The 18354-nt window shown below is 69.4% G+C and carries 17 protein-coding genes and 1 riboswitch; of the genes, 11 read left to right on the top strand and 6 right to left on the bottom strand.

Annotation, left to right across the window (positions count from 1 at the left end; genetic code table 11):
- Nucleotides 1-116 precede the first annotated feature (116 nt).
- Both JS521_RS13450 and JS521_RS13455 read right to left on the bottom strand, forming a co-directional pair.
- Nucleotides 117-1559: a hypothetical protein gene (locus tag JS521_RS13450; RefSeq protein ID WP_205083118.1), complete on the bottom strand. Its 1443-nt coding sequence runs from the start codon at nucleotides 1557-1559 to the stop codon at nucleotides 117-119.
- A 198-nt stretch (nucleotides 1560-1757) separates the two neighbouring features.
- Complete coding sequence (locus JS521_RS13455) at nucleotides 1758-1955, bottom strand: hypothetical protein (RefSeq protein WP_205083120.1); 198 nt, start codon at nucleotides 1953-1955, stop codon at nucleotides 1758-1760.
- A gap of 156 nt (nucleotides 1956-2111) precedes the next feature.
- On the opposite strand from JS521_RS13455, the gene JS521_RS13460 reads away from it, so the two are divergent.
- Entirely contained in the window at nucleotides 2112-3086 is a 975-nt protein-coding gene (locus tag JS521_RS13460; protein WP_205083121.1) for a carbohydrate kinase family protein, read from the top strand.
- Between the two features lie 15 nt (nucleotides 3087-3101).
- Here JS521_RS13460 and JS521_RS13465 read toward each other — a convergent pair whose 3' ends face one another.
- On the bottom strand, nucleotides 3102-4484 hold the full coding sequence (locus JS521_RS13465) for a cysteine desulfurase/sulfurtransferase TusA family protein (RefSeq protein ID WP_205083123.1): 1383 nt from the start codon (nucleotides 4482-4484) through the stop codon (nucleotides 3102-3104).
- A gap of 273 nt (nucleotides 4485-4757) precedes the next feature.
- On the opposite strand from JS521_RS13465, the gene ctaC reads away from it, so the two are divergent.
- The 4 genes from ctaC (at nucleotide 4758) to JS521_RS13485 (ending at nucleotide 9249) form a co-directional block, all read left to right on the top strand.
- Nucleotides 4758-5726: an aa3-type cytochrome oxidase subunit II gene (ctaC, locus tag JS521_RS13470; protein ID WP_006123921.1), complete on the top strand. Its 969-nt coding sequence runs from the start codon at nucleotides 4758-4760 to the stop codon at nucleotides 5724-5726.
- Nucleotides 5723-7459, top strand: a complete 1737-nt coding sequence (gene ctaD, locus JS521_RS13475) for an aa3-type cytochrome oxidase subunit I (protein ID WP_205083124.1) — start codon at nucleotides 5723-5725, stop codon at nucleotides 7457-7459. Before ctaC ends, ctaD begins: the two co-directional genes overlap by 4 nt.
- Nucleotides 7456-7854 (top strand): cytochrome c oxidase subunit 4, encoded by a 399-nt coding sequence (locus tag JS521_RS13480; protein WP_007451224.1) that lies wholly within the window; start codon nucleotides 7456-7458, stop codon nucleotides 7852-7854. Before ctaD ends, JS521_RS13480 begins: the two co-directional genes overlap by 4 nt.
- Nucleotides 7855-7995: 141 nt before the next feature.
- Nucleotides 7996-9249: a L,D-transpeptidase gene (locus JS521_RS13485; RefSeq protein WP_205083126.1), complete on the top strand. Its 1254-nt coding sequence runs from the start codon at nucleotides 7996-7998 to the stop codon at nucleotides 9247-9249.
- 57 nt (nucleotides 9250-9306) lie between these two features.
- On the opposite strand, the gene JS521_RS13490 is transcribed toward JS521_RS13485, so the two are convergent.
- Nucleotides 9307-9708: a DNA-binding transcriptional response regulator gene (locus JS521_RS13490; protein ID WP_205083128.1), complete on the bottom strand. Its 402-nt coding sequence runs from the start codon at nucleotides 9706-9708 to the stop codon at nucleotides 9307-9309.
- A 199-nt stretch (nucleotides 9709-9907) separates the two neighbouring features.
- Between JS521_RS13490 and ctaE the strand changes: the two genes are divergently transcribed.
- The 6 genes from ctaE to JS521_RS13520 all read left to right on the top strand — a co-directional run bounded on the left by ctaE (nucleotide 9908) and on the right by JS521_RS13520 (nucleotide 17259).
- Complete coding sequence (gene ctaE, locus JS521_RS13495; RefSeq protein ID WP_003969635.1) at nucleotides 9908-10528, top strand: aa3-type cytochrome oxidase subunit III; 621 nt, start codon at nucleotides 9908-9910, stop codon at nucleotides 10526-10528.
- Between the two features lie 56 nt (nucleotides 10529-10584).
- Entirely contained in the window at nucleotides 10585-11394 is an 810-nt protein-coding gene (gene qcrC / locus JS521_RS13500; protein ID WP_075266833.1) for a cytochrome bc1 complex diheme cytochrome c subunit, read from the top strand.
- On the top strand, nucleotides 11391-12443 hold the full coding sequence (gene qcrA, locus JS521_RS13505; RefSeq protein ID WP_205083129.1) for a cytochrome bc1 complex Rieske iron-sulfur subunit: 1053 nt from the start codon (nucleotides 11391-11393) through the stop codon (nucleotides 12441-12443). The genes qcrC and qcrA overlap by 4 nt, the downstream gene beginning before the upstream one ends.
- Nucleotides 12440-14089: a cytochrome bc1 complex cytochrome b subunit gene (gene qcrB / locus JS521_RS13510; protein ID WP_205083131.1), complete on the top strand. Its 1650-nt coding sequence runs from the start codon at nucleotides 12440-12442 to the stop codon at nucleotides 14087-14089. Before qcrA ends, qcrB begins: the two co-directional genes overlap by 4 nt.
- Nucleotides 14090-14212: 123 nt before the next feature.
- Nucleotides 14213-15277, top strand: a complete 1065-nt coding sequence (gene trpD, locus JS521_RS13515; RefSeq protein WP_205083132.1) for an anthranilate phosphoribosyltransferase — start codon at nucleotides 14213-14215, stop codon at nucleotides 15275-15277.
- A gap of 279 nt (nucleotides 15278-15556) precedes the next feature.
- A riboswitch (SAM riboswitch) is annotated at nucleotides 15557-15674 on the top strand.
- A 205-nt stretch (nucleotides 15675-15879) separates the two neighbouring features.
- Entirely contained in the window at nucleotides 15880-17259 is a 1380-nt protein-coding gene (locus tag JS521_RS13520) for an aminotransferase class V-fold PLP-dependent enzyme (RefSeq protein WP_205083134.1), read from the top strand.
- Nucleotides 17260-17320: 61 nt separating this feature from the next.
- Here the strand turns inward: JS521_RS13520 and JS521_RS13525 are convergent, their stop codons facing one another.
- Together JS521_RS13525 and JS521_RS13530 are read right to left on the bottom strand one after the other, a co-directional pair.
- Nucleotides 17321-17602, bottom strand: coding sequence for an Lrp/AsnC family transcriptional regulator (locus tag JS521_RS13525; RefSeq protein ID WP_003969641.1), 282 nt, complete (start codon nucleotides 17600-17602; stop codon nucleotides 17321-17323).
- Nucleotides 17599-18348: a rhomboid family intramembrane serine protease gene (locus JS521_RS13530; protein ID WP_205083136.1), complete on the bottom strand. Its 750-nt coding sequence runs from the start codon at nucleotides 18346-18348 to the stop codon at nucleotides 17599-17601. Before JS521_RS13530 ends, JS521_RS13525 begins: the two co-directional genes overlap by 4 nt.
- Nucleotides 18349-18354 lie beyond the last annotated feature (6 nt).

Consider the following 18354-nt stretch of genomic DNA (forward strand, 5'->3'; position numbering starts at 1 on the left):
GGGAGAGAAGCAGATGTCCGTATCGGACGAGACCACCACCGTGAGCGACGGCATCCTCCTGTCCGACGCCGCCGCCGTATGTATTGCCCGCCGCCGTGCGCAGGCCGCCGTCCGCGTCAGCCGCGCGGCACCGCGCCGCCCGAGGCCGCGTCGATCACCGTGCGGTCGCCCAGCGGCTTCTCCAGCGTCACCGTCCGGGTCAGCTCCTTGGCGATCATGATGCAGGCCTTCTTCTCCTCCTGCGGCTTCTCCGTCACCGTGATCCGCACCTGGCCCGCGCTCTCCTTCGCGTTCGCCGTGTACGTACTGCACACGCCGCCCCAGAACGTCACTTCAAGGGTCCGCCCGTCCGCCCCGTACGAGGTCACCTTCCGGTCCCCGGAGGGCGTCGTCGGCGCGTCCGGCTTCTCGATGAACTTCGGGTCCACCGCGACCTGCGTGACCGTGTTCTCCGGGCCGCCCGGCGCCTGGCGGACCGTGAAGAGCCAGGACGGCACCAGGGTCTGCCGGCCGTCCACGTAGTGCAGCGCGAGACCGAACACCGCGTCCTCGACCGTCTGCGTCACCGGCGCCCGCTTGCCGTTCGACGGCACGCACTGCGGGTCGGAGGGGGACTTCTGCTCACCCTCCAGCGGTACGGGAGTGGCGCAGCCGCCGATGTCCCGGTCCGCGTCGCCCTTGCCCCTGCTCGCCTCGTTCAGCTGCTTCAGCGCCTCGTCCGCGCCGACCGCCGGGTAGACGGCACCCTTCTCCAGCGCCTTCAGATGCCCGCTGCCGCCGGTCACCTTGCCGTCCGGGCCCACCTGGACACCGGTCGACCAGCCGTACGTCGGGAGCCCGTCGATCTTCGGGTCGGCGTTCACCACGCGGGCGTCGCCCATCAACTGGCCCGCGTTCAGCGCCGCGTCGTCCTGGCCGGCCGCCTTGAGCACCGGGGCCGCGGCCGCCTTCGCCGCCTTCTCGCTCACCGGGTCGCCGCCGGACCCCAGCGCGTCGTTGGCGCACATCTTCCCCGGCTCGCAGGGCTTGGACGGGGTCGTGCGGGCGAACGTCCAGGTGCCCGGGGCCTGCTTCGTCACCTTCAGGAGCGCGCCGGGGCCGTCGTCGTCGCCGACCACCCAGGACGTGCCCTCGGTGCGCGGCGAGCCCGGGATGCCCAGCGCCTTCGCCAGCCGGGCGACCTCGGCCGACGCGACCGCGCCCTTCGCCTCGTGGACCGCCGCCTCGTCCGGGCCGTCCGGGAGTTCGCCCGCGGCCCGGTAGACCACGGGCGGGCCGCCCGGATCCGGTTCGCCGGGGGCGATGCCCGGGGGAGCGGAGTCCGAGGCCGAGGACGGGGAGTCCGGGCCGTCCGCCGAGGCGTCCAGGGCCAGCAGGGGGGCCGACTTCTTCGCCGCCGTACCGCTGTCCGCCGCGCCGCCGTCGCCCGAGGCGGTCGAGGCCCAGTACGCCCCGCCGCCCCCGGCCAGCAGCACGGCCGCGGCCACCGAGGCCACCGCGAGCGGCGGACGCCGCCGCCGGGGGCCGGTCACGTCGTTGTCGGGTCGCTCGGTGCTCACCGGATCGCTCCTTCGACTGCGTCGCCGTCGCGGTGTCTGCCGCGTGTCCCCGGGGCGGGGACACCGGTGGGACGGAACGGAGGAGCGTGCGGTTCCACCGGGCGGGGGAGTCCTGGACCCCGGCACCGTACGGTTCGGGCCGGAACGCGCGCGAGAAGGGCCGAAAGACGGCGTCGGCCGGCCCGGCCCCGCGGGTTCTCAGTCGCCGTACTCGGACATCGCGTCGATCAGCCGCGCCGACGAGGGCGGGATCCGCACCCCGCTGATCAGGGACGGCTTCACCGGTGCCGGGGCGCTCTTCACCGACGCCGTCCAGTGCGGCGCCATCCGCGCGCAGTCACCGCGCAGTGCGGCCAGGCTCAATTCCGACTCGGGCAATGCGGTGTGCTTCGACATATCCGCACCGTAACCACGGTCGCACTCAGGTAGAAAGCCCTACTATCGGGTAGTTTTCCCTTTTCCTAGAGATCGGGCCACCCGGTAGCGTGAACTGTCACGTCGTCCCGGAGGGCGCACTCGCGGCCCTTCGCCTTCCGCAGGAGCAGTCTCCCCGTGCGTATTGCAGTCACCGGCTCGATCGCCACCGACCACCTCATGACCTTCCCCGGCCGCTTCGCCGACCAGCTGGTCGCGGATCAGCTGCACACGGTCTCCCTCTCCTTCCTGGTCGACAACCTCGATGTGCGCCGGGGCGGTGTCGCCGCCAACATCTGCTTCGGGATGGGGCTGCTCGGCACCGCGCCGATCCTCGTGGGCGCCGCGGGATCCGACTTCGACGAGTACCGCGCCTGGCTCGACCGGCACGGCGTCGAGACCGGTTCGGTCCGTATCTCCGAGGTTCTGCACACCGCCCGCTTCGTCTGCACCACCGACGCCGACCACAACCAGATCGGCTCCTTCTACACGGGCGCGATGAGCGAGGCCCGCCTCATCGAGCTGAAGAACGTCGCCGACCGCGTCGGCGGCCTCGACCTCGTCTCCATCGGGGCCGACGACCCCGAGGCGATGCTCCGCCACACCGAGGAGTGCCGCTCCCGGAACATCCCGTTCGCCGCGGACTTCTCGCAGCAGATCGCGCGGATGGACGGCGACGAGATCCGCATCCTCCTCGACGGCGCCACCTACCTCTTCTCCAACGAGTACGAGAAGGGGCTCATCGAGTCCAAGACCGGCTGGAGCGACGAGGAGATCCTCTCCAAGGTCGGCCACCGCGTCACCACCCTCGGCGCCCGCGGTGTCCGGATCGAGCGGGTCGGCGAGCCGGTCATCGAGGTCGGCTGCCCCGAGGAGGAGAGCAAGGCCGACCCGACCGGCGTCGGCGACGCCTTCCGGGCCGGTTTCCTCTCGGGCCTCGCCTGGGGCGTCGGCCTGGAGCGCGCCGCCCAGGTCGGCTGCATGCTCGCCACCCTGGTCATCGAGACGGTCGGCACCCAGGAGTACACCCTGCGCCGCACCCACTTCATGGACCGCTTCACCAAGGCGTACGGTCACGAGGCCGCCGCCGAGGTCCAGCAGCACCTGGCGTGAACCGCACCCTCTGACTCAGCCGAGCCGGCGGACCACATAGGCCGAACCGCGGTCCGCCGGCTCCTCGCCCACGTACTCCTGACCGCGCATCTCGCACCAGGCCGGGATGTCCAGCCGCGCCGCCTCGTCGTCGGCGAGCACCGTCACCGTGGCGCCCACCGCTACCTCTCCGATCACCTTTGCGAGTTCGATCACCGGGATCGGGCAGCGGCGGCCCAGCGCGTCGACCACGAGGGACGCGGCGGGCCCGGGGGAGACGGGGGCCGAGACCGGGGCCCCGAGCCGCTCCCGCACCTCCGCGACCACCCCGGGCAGCACCTCCAGGAAGCGGTCCACGTCCGCCCCGGCCGTCCCCGGCGGCAGCGACACCCGGACGTTTCCCTCCGAGAGCACCCCCATCGCCTTGAGCACATGGCTCGGAGTGAGAGTGCTGCTCGTGCAGGACGAGCCGGACGATACGGAGAACTCCCTCCGGTCCAGCTCGTGCAGCAGGGTCTCCCCGTCGACATAGAGACAGGAGAAGGTGACCAGATGCGGCAGCCGCCGCACCGGATCGCCCACCACCTCCACATCGGGCACCCGCTCGGCCACCACGGTCCGGATCCGGTCCACCAGGGCCCGCAGCCGTAGCTCCTCCGCCGCGGCCCCGTCCCGTACCGCGCGCAGCGAGGCCGCCGCCGCCACGATCGCCGGCAGGTTCTCGAACCCCGCCGCCCGCCCCGACTCCCGCTCCCCGGCCGGGCCCTGGGGCGAGAAGCGCGTCCCCTTGCGCACGGCGAGCAGCCCGACCCCGGCCGGGCCGCCCCACTTGTGCGCGCTCGCCGTCAGCAACGACCAGCCCGCCGGGACCGGGCCCCAGCCGAGCGACTGGGCCGCGTCCACGAGCAGCGGCACCCCGGCCTCCGCGCAGAGCGCGGCCACCTCGGCCACCGGCTGCTCGGTGCCCACCTCGTGGTTGGCCGACTGGAGGCAGGCCAGCGCGGTGTCCGCCCGCAGCGCCGCGCCGTACGCCGCCGGATCCACTGCCCCGAAGCGGTCCACCGGCACCTCGGTGAACGAACCGCCCGCCGCCTCGTGGGCCGCCGCCGAATGGAGCACCGACGAGTGTTCGACCGCCGAGAGGGCCAGATGGCGGCCGACACGCCGACGCCCCGAAAGAGCCCCGGCAATTCCCGCGTGCACCGCCGTCGTCCCGGACGAGGTGAAGACCAGCTCGTCGGGGCGGCACCCGACGGCCTCCGCGGCGGCCTCCCGGGCCGCGTCCAGGAGCAGCCTGGCCCGCCGTCCCTCCCGGTACAGCCTGGCTGGATCGGCCCAGCCCTCGTCGAGCGCGGCAAGCAGCGCCTGGCGTGCGACGGGGTGCAGGGGGGCGGCGGAGGCGGCGTCGAAGTAGGGCACCCCGCCACGCTAGCCCGCACCCGGCCCCACCTCGCCGGGGGCCGCTCCCGGCGGACGGGCGAGGGGGCGTCAGATGAGGGCCGGAGGCGCGCATTCCACCCCAAGGGGGTGTCGGGCGGCGCGTTGGGCACCCTCCCCGCGCGACCCCAAATAGCGTCCAGTAGGGTTTGGTCCGCATAAACATCCAAACCCCTGCCCGCGTCAGGGCCGGCGACCGACCAGAGACATACGGGCGCGCCGACCGTGCGGGCGAGACTCTCGGGAAGGCGCTACGTGAGTCCCAACGGCTCCGACCGCTCGTCGCGGCGCCCGATGCGGCGGAAGCTGCCGCAGGTGCTGACTGCGGGCCTGGTCCTGGCGACGGCCTCCGGTTGTTCATACAACTGGGAGGATTTTCCCCGCCTCGGTATGCCCACCCCGGTAACGGAAGAGGCCCCTCGGATCCTCTCCCTCTGGCAAGGCTCGTGGGCGGCAGCGCTCGTCACGGGTGTCCTTGTCTGGGGGCTGATCCTCTGGAGCGTCTTCTTCCACCGGCGTAGCCGGACCAAGGTGGAGGTACCTCCGCAGACCAGGTACAACATGCCCATCGAGGCGTTGTACACAGTGGTTCCCCTCATCATCGTCTCGGTGCTCTTCTACTTCACCGCGCGTGATGAGTCGAAGCTCCTCGAACTCTCCGACAAGCCCGCCCACACCATCAACGTGGTCGGCTTCCAGTGGAGCTGGGGCTTCAACTACATCGAGAAGGTGGATGGCCAGCCCGCAGCGGGCCCCGAGGTCCCCAAGGAGCTCAACGCCATCCCCGACAAGTTCCAGAAGGACTTCCCCGAGGGCGCCGGCGGCGTCTACGACGTGGGCATCCCCGGAACGCGCAACCCGCAGAACGGCAACCCGGGTCCGACCCTGTGGCTGCCGAAGGGCGAGAAGGTCCGCTTCGTCCTCACTTCGCGTGACGTCATCCACTCCTTCTGGGTGGTGCCGTTCCTCATGAAGCAGGACGTCATCCCGGGCCACACCAACGTGTTCGAGGTGACCCCCAACCGCGAGGGCACCTTCATGGGCAAGTGTGCCGAGCTCTGCGGCGTCGACCACTCCCGGATGCTCTTCAACGTCAAGGTCGTCTCCCCGGAGCGTTACCAGCAGCACCTCAAGGAGCTGGCTGAGAAGGGCCAGACGGGCTACGTGCCGGCAGGGATCGCGCAGACGGACCCGGCCAGGAATGCGGAGAAGAACCAACTGTGAGCATCCTCAACGAACCTCAGGGTGCCGCTCCGGCAGACGACTCGTACGAGGACGAACTGCCCGTGCGGCGCAAGCAGCCGGGAAGCATCGTTGTGTCGTGGCTGACCACCACCGACCACAAGACGATCGGTACGCTCTACCTGGTCACGTCGTTCCTGTTCTTCTGCATCGGCGGACTCATGGCGCTCTTCATGCGCGCCGAGCTGGCCCGTCCGGGTACGCAGATCATGTCGAACGAGCAGTTCAACCAGGCGTTCACGATGCACGGCACGATCATGCTGCTGATGTTCGCGACGCCGCTGTTCGCCGGATTCGCGAACTGGATCATGCCGCTGCAGATCGGCGCGCCCGACGTGGCGTTCCCGCGGCTGAACATGTTCGCGTACTGGCTGTACCTCTTCGGCTCGCTCATCGCGGTGGCCGGCTTCCTCACCCCGCAGGGCGCGGCCGACTTCGGCTGGTTCGCCTACTCCCCGCTCTCGGACGCGGTCCGTTCGCCGGGCATCGGCGCCGACATGTGGATCATGGGTCTGGCCTTCTCCGGCTTCGGCACGATCCTCGGCTCGGTCAACTTCATCACCACGATCATCTGCATGCGCGCCCCCGGCATGACGATGTTCCGGATGCCGATCTTCACCTGGAACGTCCTGCTGACCGGTGTCCTGGTCCTGCTGGCCTTCCCGGTCCTCGCCGCCGCGCTCTTCGCGCTGGAGGCCGACCGTAAATTCGGCGCGCATGTCTTCGACGCGGCCAATGGCGGCGCATTGCTCTGGCAACACCTCTTCTGGTTCTTCGGCCATCCAGAGGTGTACATCATCGCGCTACCATTCTTCGGAATTATTTCCGAGGTCATCCCGGTATTCAGCCGCAAGCCGATGTTCGGTTACATCGGTCTGATCGCGGCGACCATCTCCATCGCGGGTCTGTCCGTGACGGTATGGGCGCACCACATGTACGTCACGGGCGGTGTGCTGTTGCCGTTCTTCTCGTTCATGACCTTCCTCATCGCCGTGCCGACGGGTGTGAAGTTCTTCAACTGGATCGGCACGATGTGGAAGGGGTCGTTGTCCTTCGAGACACCGATGCTCTGGGCCATCGGCTTTCTGATCACCTTCACCTTCGGTGGTCTGACCGGCGTCATCCTCGCCTCGCCGCCGATGGACTTCCACGTGTCCGACTCGTACTTCGTCGTCGCGCACTTCCACTACGTCGTCTTCGGCACCGTGGTCTTCGCGATGTTCTCCGGATTCCACTTCTGGTGGCCGAAGTTCACCGGCAAGATGCTGGACGAGCGGCTCGGCAAGATCACGTTCTGGACGCTGTTCATCGGCTTCCACGGCACGTTCCTGGTGCAGCACTGGCTGGGTGCCGAGGGCATGCCGCGTCGTTACGCGGACTATCTCGACGCCGACGGCTTCACCGCGCTGAACACGATCTCGACGATCTCCTCGTTCCTGCTCGGCCTGTCGATGCTCCCGTTCTTCTACAACGTCTGGAAGACCGCGAAGTACGGCAAGAAGATCGAGGTCGACGACCCGTGGGGCTACGGCCGTTCGCTGGAGTGGGCGACCTCCTGCCCGCCGCCGCGGCACAACTTCCTCACCCTGCCGCGGATCCGTTCCGAATCCCCGGCGTTCGACCTGCACCACCCGGAGATCACCGCGCTGGAGCAGCTCGGCCATGACTCCGAGTCGGACAAGGCCCTCGCCGGCGGCAAGGAGGCAGGCAAGTGAAGATCCAGGGACAGATGTTCATCTGGCTGAGCGTCTTCATCCTCGCCATGGCCGTCGTGTACGGCGTGTGGTCCAAGGAGCCGGTCGGCACCACGGCCCTCTTCCTGGCCTTCGGGCTGTCCATCATGATCGGCTTCTACCTGGCCTTCACGGCCAACCGGGTCGACGCGATGGCCCAGGACAACAAGGAGGCGGACGTCGCCGACGAGGCGGGCGAGCTGGGGTTCTTCTCCCCGCACAGCTGGCAGCCGCTCTCCCTGGCGGTCGGCGGAGCCTTCGCCTTCATGGGCGTCGTCTTCGGCTGGTGGCTGCTCTACTTCTCCGCCCCCCTGCTCCTGATCGGCCTCTTCGGCTGGGTCTTCGAGTACTACCGGGGCGAGAACCGCACCCAGTGACACCGCACCCCGTGCCACCGCGCAGGCGGTGACACGCGCTACACCACGGAAGGCCCGTATCGCCGCAAGCGACGCGGGCCTTTCGCTCGTTTGCAGTCATTGAACGCGCTGGAACGGATGAACCTTCCTAGCGTGGACCGCATGAACCACACGCCGCGCATCCGCACCGTAGTGAGCTGCACCCTCCTGGTCGTGACCCTCGCAGCGGGTGCGACCGCCTGTGGCTCGCCCGACGGACACCCGCTCTCGACGAAGCCGTACGACGCGGGCGACCAGGTCTCCTTCAACGGCCCCTCCAAGAAGGAGAAGGCCGACCCCGACAAGCCCCTGGAAGTCACCGTCAAGGGTGACGACGGGCGCATCACCGACGTCACCGCCGTGGACACCGGCGGCCGCCACCTCGCGGGAGAGCTCTCCGCCGACGGAAGGCGCTGGCGCTCCACCGCCCCGCTCGCGGCCGGCACCGGATACACCGTCAGGGTCGCCACCGAGAACGGCGACGGCGCCCCAGGCCTCCGTACGCTCTCCTTCGACACCTCCTCGCCCAAGAAGCTGCTGAAGGTCGCCTTCGGCCCGGAGGCGGGCACCTACGGCGTCGGACAGCCCATCACGGCGGAACTCAGCGCTCCGATCACCGACAAGGCGTCCAGGGCCACCGTCGAGCGCGCCCTGAAGGTCCGCTCCACCCCGGCGGTCACCGGCTCCTGGTACTGGGTCGACGACAAGAAGCTGCACTTCCGCCCGAAGGAGTTCTGGCCCGCGAACGCGACCATCGAGGTCCGCTCCAACCTGGCCGGCATCAAGGTGACCAACGCGCTCTACGGAGCCGAGGCCAAGCCCCTGAAGCTCGCCACCGGCGACCGCATCGAGGCCGTCACCGACGCCGCGAACCACAGCCTGACGGTGTACCGCAACGGAGAAGTGATCAACACCATTCCGGTCACCACCGGCAAGCCCGGCTTCTCCACCCGCAACGGGGTCAAGGTGGTGCTCGCCAAGGAGCAGTTCGTACGCATGCGCGGCGAGTCCATCGGCATCGCGGCCGGCTCCTCGGAGTCGTACGACCTGCCGGTCTACTGGGCCACCCGGGTGACGTGGAGCGGCGAGTACGTCCATGCCGCCCCCTGGTCCACCGGCTCCCAGGGCAACGCCAACGTCAGCCACGGCTGCACCGGCATGAGCACGAGCAACGCCGAATGGTTCTTCGACACCGTGCGCGAGGGCGACGTCGTCAAGGTCGTCGGCAGCGAGGGCGAGGACATGGACCCGTTCGGCAACGGGTTCGGCGACTGGAACCTCTCCTGGGAGAAGTGGCAGCAGGGCAGCGCCCTGAACGAAGGGGCGCCGGACAGCCCGCAGACGCTCCAGGCCGCTCGGCTACGCCCCCACGTCTGACCCGGGCCGGGAGTGCCCCGCTGTACGGAACGACCCTCAGCGGGGCACAGGGGCCGCTCAGGCCTCCACGGCGAGCCGGTGGCGCAGCAGCGCCGCCAGCGCGTCGGCGAACTCCACCGGGTCCACCGGCAGCGTCACGGCGGAATCAGCGCGGCTCCAGGTGGCCAGCCACGCGTCCTGCGGGCGGCCGATCAGCAGGAGCACCGGCGGGCAGCGGAAGATCTCGTCCTTGATCTGGCGGCAGACGCCCATGCCGCCGACGGGGGCCGTCTCCCCGTCCAGCACGCAGACGTCGACGCCGCCGCCGTCCAGCGCCTTCAGGACGGCCGGGAGCGTCGCGCACTCCAGGAACTCCACCGGTGGGACGTCCGCGGCAGGCCTGCGACCGGCTGCCAGCCTCACCTGCTCGCGGATGTTGGCGTCGTCGCTGTAGACCAGGACCGTGGCGGTCGCCTGCATTGTTCCTCCGTGACATCGACGTCGTCGGGGCTCTCGGGGCATGAACCGATGCGCGGATCGTACTCCGCCCGACCGGCCGTCAGCACCGGTAATGACGACGATGGGATGGGCCGTTCGGCGCAGGGTGCGACCCCTGCAGACGGTACGGACACACCGAACGGCACCCCCCGGGGTGAGGGCGGGATAAGCGACCGACATAATGTCGGTCGTGGCGACAGCAACGACAGTAGAAACCGGGCACGCGCACCCGTCGGTCAATCGGCCGAACCTCACCAGCGTCGGAACCATCATCTGGTTGAGTTCCGAGCTGATGTTCTTCGCGGCCCTCTTCGCGATGTACTTCACCCTGCGATCGGTGATGGGACCGGATTACTGGAAGGAGATGTCCGACCATCTGAACTTCCCGTTCTCGGCGACGAACACCACGATCCTGGTGCTCTCCTCACTCACCTGCCAGCTCGGCGTCTTCGCCGCCGAGCGGGGCGATGTGAAGAAGCTCCGCACCTGGTTCATCATCACGTTCGTGATGGGTGCGATCTTCATCGGCGGCCAGGTCCTGGAGTACACCGAGCTGGTCAAGGACGCGGGGCTCTCCCTCTCGTCCGACCCCTACGGCTCGGTGTTCTACCTGACCACCGGCTTCCACGGTCTGCACGTGACAGGCGGTCTCATCGCCTTCCTGCTGGTCCTCGGCAGAACGTACGCGGCCAAGAGGTTCACCCACGATCAGGCCACCGCCGCCATCGTCGTGTCCTACTACTGGCACTTCGTCGATGTCGTATGGATCGGCCTGTTCGCAACGATCTACATGATCAAGTAACCCGGGCTCGCACCCGCCCACCATCGACGCAGAAGATCCTGACACCGGGGTAATCCGTGAAAAAGCTCTCCGCACGACGACGCCATCCGCTGGCGGCGGTCGTCGTACTACTCCTCGCGCTGGCGGCTACCGGGGGGCTGTACGCCGCGTTTGCGCCTGCGGGCAAGGCGCAGGCCGATGAAACCGCCCAGTCCCTCGCCATCGAAGAGGGCAAGAAGCTCTACGCCGTAGGCTGCGCCAGCTGCCACGGAACCGGCGGTCAGGGCACCACCGACGGGCCGTCCCTCGTGGGCGTGGGCTCCGCCGCCGTCGACTTCCAGGTCGGTACGGGCCGTATGCCCGCGCAGCAGCCGGGCGCCCAGGTACCGAAGAAGAAGGTCATCTACAGCCAGGCGGAGATCGACCAGCTCGCGGCGTACGTCGCGTCGCTCGGCGCCGGTCCCGTCACGCCGACCGACAAGCAGGTCGACCCGGCGGGCGCGGACGTCGCCAACGGTGGCGAACTGTTCCGCACCAACTGCGCCCAGTGCCACAACTTCACCGGTAAGGGCGGAGCCCTGACGGAGGGCAAGTACGCGCCCGACCTCGAAGGTGTGAGCCCGAAGCACATCTACGAGGCCATGCAGACCGGCCCGCAGAGCATGCCCTCCTTCCCCGACACGACGATGCCGGAGCAGGAGAAGAAGGACATCATCGCGTACATCGAGTCCGTGAACGGTGACGAGACGGAGAGCCCCGGCGGTCTGGCCCTCGGCGGTCTCGGTCCGGTCAGCGAAGGTCTGTTCGCCTGGATCTTCGGACTCGGCGCGCTCGTCGCAGTCGCCGTTTGGGTCGCGGCCCACACCGCTAAGGCCAAGAAGTCATGAGTAGCCAACAGATTCCAGAAGACAGCCTGCCCGCTGTGCAGGAGACCGCGCACGGCGCGGTCGAGGGTACGGACGACCCGTTCGCCGACCCGGGGCTGCCGGCCCACAAGCCGCGCATCCAGGACCTCGACGAACGCGCCGCGAACCGCTCCGAGCGGGCCGTCGCGCTCATGTTCACCCTCTCGATGCTGGCGACGGTGGGCTTCATCGCCTCCTACGTCATCTTCCCGGTGGACAAGATCGTCTACATCTGGCCGTTCGGCCATGTGAGCGCGCTCAACTTCTCCCTGGGTCTCACCCTGGGCGCGGCGCTCTTCTTCATCGGAGCGGGAGCCGTCCACTGGGCGCGCACCCTGATGTCCGACGTCGAGGTCGCCGCCGACCGCCACCCGATCGAGGCCACGCCCGAGGTCAAGGCCCAGGTCATGGCCGACTTCGCGGCCGGCGCCGAGGAGTCCGCGATCGGTCGGCGCAAGCTGATCCGCAACACCATGTTCGGTGCGCTGGCCCTGGTGCCGCTCTCCGGTGTGGTCCTGCTGCGCGACCTCGGTCCGCTGCCGGAGAAGAAGCTCCGTACCACCCTGTGGGCCGAGGGCAAGCAGCTCATCAACATGAACACGATGAAGCCGCTGCGCCCCGAGCACATCACCGTCGGGTCGCTGGCCTTCGCCATGCCCGAGGGTCTCGACCCGGAGTCGCACGACTTCCAGACGCAGATGGGCAAGGCCGCCCTGATGATCGTCCGCATCGAGCCGGACGACATCAAGGACAAGCGCCAGCGTGACTGGGCCCACGAGGGCATCGTCGCGTTCTCCAAGATCTGCACCCACGTCGGCTGCCCGATCAGCCTGTACGAGCAGCAGACGCATCACGTGCTCTGCCCGTGCCACCAGTCCACCTTCGACCTCTCCGACGGCGCTCGCGTCATCTTCGGTCCGGCCGGCCACCCCCTTCCGCAGCTGCGGATCGGTGTCAACAGCGAGGGCAACCTCGAGGCGCTCGGCGACTTCGACGAGCCCGTCGGTGCTGCCTTCTGGGAGCGCGGATGAGTACGACGACGAAAAACCCCTCCGCCGCCGAACCGGCGAGCGGGCGCAAGGCTCCGGCCGGCGAGCGGGTGGCCGACTGGGCGGACGGCCGGCTGGGCATCTACGGCCTCGCCAAGGCCAACATGCGCAAGATCTTCCCGGACCACTGGTCCTTCATGCTCGGTGAGGTCTGCCTCTACAGCTTCATCATCATCATCCTCACGGGTGTGTATCTGACGCTGTTCTTCCAGCCGAGCATGGGCGAGATCGTCTACCACGGTCCGTACGAGCCCATGCAGGGCATCCGGATGTCCGAGGCCTACGCCTCGACCCTGAAGATCAGCTTCGAGGTCCGCGGCGGTCTGCTGGTCCGGCAGATCCACCACTGGGCCGCGCTGATCTTCCTGGCCGGCATGTTCGTGCACATGATGCGCGTCTTCTTCACGGGCGCCTTCCGCAAGCCGCGCGAGATCAACTGGCTCTTCGGCTTCCTGCTGTTCGTGCTCGGCATGTTCACCGGGTTCACCGGCTACTCCCTCCCGGACGACCTGCTCTCCGGTACGGGTGTCCGCTTCACCCAGGGCGCGATCCTGTCCGTGCCGATCGTCGGTACGTACATCTCGATGTTCCTGTTCGGCGGCGAGTTCCCCGGCCACGACTTCGTGGCCCGGTTCTACTCGATCCACATCCTGCTGCTGCCGGGCATCATGCTTGGCCTGCTGGTGGCCCACCTGATCCTGGTCTTCTACCACAAGCACACGCAGTTCGCGGGCCCCGGCCGGACCAACAAGAACGTCGTCGGCATGCCGCTGCTGCCCGTGTACATGGCGAAGGCCGGAGGGTTCTTCTTCCTCGTCTTCGGCGTCATCGCGATCATCTCGGCCATCGCCACGATCAACCCGATCTGGGCGCTCGGCCCGTACCGCGTCGACCAGGTGTCCACCGGCGCCCAGCCCGACTGGTACATGGGCTTCGCCGAGGGTCTGGTCCGCGTGATGCCGGGCTGGGAGATCAACCTGTGGGGCCACACGCTCGCCCTGGGCGTGTTCATCCCGCTGGTCGCCTTCGGCGTGGTCCTCACCGTGATCGCGGTGTACCCGTTCGTCGAGTCCTGGATCACCGGCGACAAGCGCGAGCACCACATCCTGGACCGCCCGCGCAACGTCCCGACCCGTACGGGCCTCGGCGTCGCCTGGATCACGGCGTACTTCATCGGCCTCGTCGGCGGTGGAAACGACCTGTGGGCCACGCACTTCCACCTGTCGATCAACTCGATCACCTGGTTCGTCCGGATCTTCTTCTTCGTCGGACCGGTCATCGCGTTCATCGTCACCAAGCGGATCTGCCTCGGCCTTCAGCGCCGCGACCGGGAGAAGGTGCTGCACGGCCGCGAGACCGGCATCATCAAGCGCCTGCCGCACGGTGAGTTCGTCGAGATCCACGAGCCGCTCAGCCCCGGGCAGCTGCACACGCTCACGGCGCACGAGCAGTACAAGCCGCTCGAACTCGGCCCGGCGGTCGACGAGAACGGCGTCAAGCGCAAGATCTCCCCGGTGCAGAAGCTGCGCGCCAAGCTCAGCAAGGGGTACTTCGCCGACGGGAACCAGATCCCCAAGGCGACCCCCGAGGAGTACAAGGAGATCAGCGAGGGCCACGGCCACCACTGATCACCTGACCTGATCGCCACCGTGAGAGCCCCGTCCATTCGATGGACGGGGCTCTTCGCGGTCCCCGGGGCTGGATAGGGTGGAGCCGATCCTTCTGACCGGCTGTGGACCCTGGAGCGGACCATGAACGTTGTGACCCCGAGCGGCGGCGACAGCGTGGCGGACCGTTCCTGGCCCGGCCTCCTGAACCCCCTCCTGCGCGGCGAGAACCTCTCCTCCGAGGAGACCGCCTGGGCCATGGACCGCATCATGAGCGGCGAGGCCACCGACGCGCAGATCGCCGGGTTCGCCGTCGCGCTGCGGGCCAAGGGCGAGACCGTCGACGAGGTCACCGGCCTGGTCCGCGCGATGTACGCGCACGCCAACACCATCGAGGTGCCCGGCCGCACCGTCGACATCGTCGGCACCGGCGGCGACCTCGCCAAGACCGTCAACATCTCCACCATGTCCGCGATCGTCATCGCCGGCACCGGCGCCAAGGTCGTCAAGCACGGCAACCGGGCCGCCTCCTCCGCGAGCGGCTCCTCCGACGTACTGGAGAAGCTCGGCGTCAACCTGGAGCTGACCCCGCGCCGGGTGGTCGAGGTCGCCGAGCAGGCGGGCATCACCTTCTGCTTCGCCGTGAAGTTCCACCCCGCCCTGCGGTACGCCGCCAAGGCCCGCAAGGAACTCGGCGCGCAGACCACGTTCAACATCCTGGGCCCCCTCACCAACCCGGCCCAGGTCCGCGCCCAGGCGGTCGGCGTCGCGGACGCGCGGATGGCGCCCATCGTCGCGGGCGTGCTCGCCGACCGGGGCAACTCCGCCCTGGTCTTCCGCGGCGACGACGGGCTCGACGAGCTGACCACCACCGCCACCTCCCGGGTCTGGGTGGTGCGCGACGGAGCGGTCCGCGAGGAGGCGTTCGACCCGCGTGACGTCGGGCTGCCCATCGTCCCGGTCGAGGCGCTGCGCGGCGCGGACGCCTCGTACAACGCCGATGTGGCCCGCCGCCTGCTGGACGGCGAGGAGGGCGCGGTACGGGAAGCGGTGCTGCTCAACTCGGCGGCGGCCCTGGTCGCCCTGGACCCGGGGACCGGCACGCTGACCGAGCAGCTCGCGGCGAAGATCGCGGTGGCGGCCGAGTCCGTCGACTCCGGGGCGGCCAAGCGGGCCCTGGAGCGCTGGGTGGCGGCCAGCAACGCCTGAGCGCGCCGGAGAGGCACCTCCGGCGCACACGGTGTGACCCAGGGCCTGTCGTCACACTGCCGTCTGCCGGGCGACGCCTGGCACGCACGCTCACTGCGTTGCCGAAATGCCCTAGTAGCTCCGCTACGAGACCATTCCGGCGCCTTGCGATCGCACGCACCATCCGCCGCCCGGCCGCCCTTCGGGCGACGACGGCAGTTTGACGACAGGCCCTAGGCGCAGTCCGGATGCCGGACTGCGCCCTTGCGCGTGCGGACACGTATGGCAAGATGCTGCGCAGGTCATGAGTGACAGCGACTACGGCCCCGGCCCGCTGTCCGGCAACCCTCCGTCCGTGGCGGGGTGCCCCGGGTGAAGACCAGGCCGTAGGCAGCGAGGTCTGCGGCAAGCGCGGGCCCCTCGGCATCCAGCGGATGCCAGCCCCCGGGGTCCTGGTCCCTAGGGAGCCTTCTGTGAGCAAGCGAATGCGTTAGGGCTCGTCCCAGGGCTTTTTCACGCCCTGAGCTGACCGCCCTTCTTCAGCGCACCTTTTTCCTTCCTTCTCCGCGCCGCCGCGTATCCGCAGGCGCGTGGGTTTCGCCTGCCTGTTACGGGAGTTCGCCATGTCTGTCCCCACCGCTGCCCTCGACTCGTCGGTTTGTGCCCCGCTGCCCGTTCTGGGCCAGGACGTCACCGTTCCGCTCGTCACCGGCGGTGAGGTCACCTACGCCGCGCTCGACTACGCCGCCAGCGCCCCGGCCCTCCAGCGGGTCTGGGACGACGTCGCCGCGTACGCCCCGTACTACGGCAGCGTCCACCGCGGCGCCGGCTACCTCTCGCAGCTCTCCACCGACCTCTTCGAGAACAGCCGCCGCACGGTCGCGGAGTTCCTCGGCTGCCGCGCCGAGGACCAGGTGGTCTTCACCCGCTCCACGACCGACTCCCTCAACCTGCTGGCCGCCGCGATCCCCGCCGACTGCCAGGTGTTCGTGTACGAGACCGAGCACCACGCGTCCCTGCTGCCCTGGCGCGACGCCCAGGTCACCTACCTCAACGCGCCCCGCACCCCGGGCCAGGCCGTCGAGACGCTGGAGCGCGCGCTCGCCGACCGCGACCCCTACGGCCCCGCCCTCGTCTGCGTCACCGGCGCCTCCAACGTGACCGGCGAGCTGTGGCCGGTGAAGGAACTCGCCGCCGCCGCCCACGCGCACGGCGCGCGCACCGTCCTGGACGCCGCCCAGCTCGCCCCGCACCACCCCGTGGACATCGCCGAACTGGACGTCGACTGGGTCGCGTTCTCCGGGCACAAGCTGTACGCGCCCTTCGGCTCCGGCGTCCTCGCGGGCCGCGCCGACTGGCTCCAGGCGGCCGAGCCGTACCTTGCCGGCGGCGGCGCCTCCCGCAAGGTCGCCCGGCGCGCCGACGGCGGCGTGGACGTCGACTGGCACACCACGGCCGCCCGCCACGAGGCCGGTTCGCCCAACGTCATCGGCGTCTACTCCATCGCCTCCGCCTGCAAGGCCCTCACCGAGGCGGGCTTCGACAACCTCGTCGCCCGGGAGCAGGAGTTGGTGTCCCGGGTCCGCGAAGGGCTCGCCGAGGTCCCCGAGGTCCAGGTGCTCTCGCTCTTCGGCGACGACGCGCCCCGGGTCGGTGTCATCTCCTTCGTGGTGCGTGGCTGGAACAGCTCGCACTTCGCCGCCGCCCTCTCCGCCGAATACGGCATCGGTGTGCGCGACGGCCTTTTCTGCGCCCACCCGCTCGTGCGCACCCTGCTGGGCAGCGACCCGCAGGACCCGGGCGAGTGCGGCGCGCCGGAGGCCGAGCCGGGCGAGCGCTCGCTCAACGCGATCCGGGTGAGCTTCGGGGCCGGTACGCCCGACGAGCACATCGACCGCTTCCTGCGCGCGGTCTCCGAGCTGGTCCGCGAGGGCGCCCGGTGGAACTACCGCACCGAGGACGGCCGCTGCGTCCCGGACCGCGGCGAGGCCGCCCGGATCTGAGGCCGGTGACACGTCGGCCGGGAACAGGCGGCTTGCCCGTTCCCGGCCGACATACGTGGAGTTACGCGTCCAGGCCGATGGCGAACGCCGCTTCCAGGTCGTGCTGGGAGTACGTACGGAACGCCACATGAGTGTCCGTGCCCTCGACGCCCGGGATCTTGCTGATCCGGCCGGGGATGACATCGGCGAGGTCGTCGTGCCTGGCGACCCGGACCATGGCGATCAGGTCGTAGGTGCCGGTCACGGAGAAGACCTCGCTGACGCTGTCCAGCGCGGCGATGGCCTCGGCGATCTCCGGAATCCGGTCCACGCTGGTCTTGATGAGCACGATCGCGGTGATCACGGCTGGCTGTCTCCCTCGGTGGCTGGAACCTTCACTCTAGCCCTCCGGCCATAGCGGACCCAGGCGTAGAGGAACCCGGCCGCGAAGCCCGCCACATGCGCCAGATACGCCACCCCGGGCCCGCTGCCCGCGCTCTGCGCCGCCGCCCACTGCAGCCCGAACCAGAAGACCAGCACGATCCAGGCAGGGAAGCGCAGCGGGAGGAAGAAGAGGAACGGGAACAGGCTGGTCACCCGGGTCTTCGGGAAGAGGTACAGGAACGCGCCGAGCACCGCGGAGATCGCGCCGGACGCGCCGACCAGCGTCTGTTCGGAGTCCGCGTGCGCCGCCGCGTAACAGACCAGGGCCACATAGCCGCAGCCCACGTAGAACAGGGCGAACTGCACCCGCCCCATGCGCTCCTCGGCCATCGCGCCGAACACGTACAGGAACAGCAGGTTCCCCAGCAGGTGCAGCCAGCTGCCGTGCACGAACAGCGCGGTGAACGGGGTGATCAGGGCGTGCGCGGAGCCCTCCCACAACTCGGCGGGGATCACCCCCCACCGCTCGAAGTACCCGGCCTGCGCGGTGAGCAGCGCCTCCTCGCTCCGGTGCGCGGCGCCGCCGAACCCGGAGAGCGGGCTGATCAGGAAGATCACCCCGCAGACACCGATCAGTCCGTACGTGACCGGGGCGCCGCAGGAGGCCGCCGCGTCCCGGATTCTCCCGGCCGTGGTCCGCCAGTCGGCCTGCCGCCACTCGATCATGTACAG

This window comes from Streptomyces durocortorensis, assembly GCF_016901035.1.
Lineage (GTDB): Bacteria > Actinomycetota > Actinomycetes > Streptomycetales > Streptomycetaceae > Streptomyces > Streptomyces durocortorensis.

Excerpts from the sequence above, each read along its gene's own strand:
- ctaE (WP_003969635.1), top strand. The coding sequence starts at position 9,908 with ATGTCGGTCGTGGCGACAGCAACGACAGTAGAAACCGGGCACGCGCAC.
- qcrA (WP_205083129.1), top strand. The coding sequence starts at position 11,391 with ATGAGTAGCCAACAGATTCCAGAAGACAGCCTGCCCGCTGTGCAGGAG.
- JS521_RS13530 (WP_205083136.1), bottom strand. The coding sequence starts at position 18,348 with ATGATCGAGTGGCGGCAGGCCGACTGGCGGACCACGGCCGGGAGAATC.
- JS521_RS13455 (WP_205083120.1), bottom strand. The coding sequence starts at position 1,955 with ATGTCGAAGCACACCGCATTGCCCGAGTCGGAATTGAGCCTGGCCGCA.
- trpD (WP_205083132.1), top strand. The coding sequence starts at position 14,213 with ATGAACGTTGTGACCCCGAGCGGCGGCGACAGCGTGGCGGACCGTTCC.
- JS521_RS13490 (WP_205083128.1), bottom strand. The coding sequence starts at position 9,708 with ATGCAGGCGACCGCCACGGTCCTGGTCTACAGCGACGACGCCAACATC.
- JS521_RS13485 (WP_205083126.1), top strand. The coding sequence starts at position 7,996 with ATGAACCACACGCCGCGCATCCGCACCGTAGTGAGCTGCACCCTCCTG.
- qcrB (WP_205083131.1), top strand. The coding sequence starts at position 12,440 with ATGAGTACGACGACGAAAAACCCCTCCGCCGCCGAACCGGCGAGCGGG.
- JS521_RS13520 (WP_205083134.1), top strand. The coding sequence starts at position 15,880 with ATGTCTGTCCCCACCGCTGCCCTCGACTCGTCGGTTTGTGCCCCGCTG.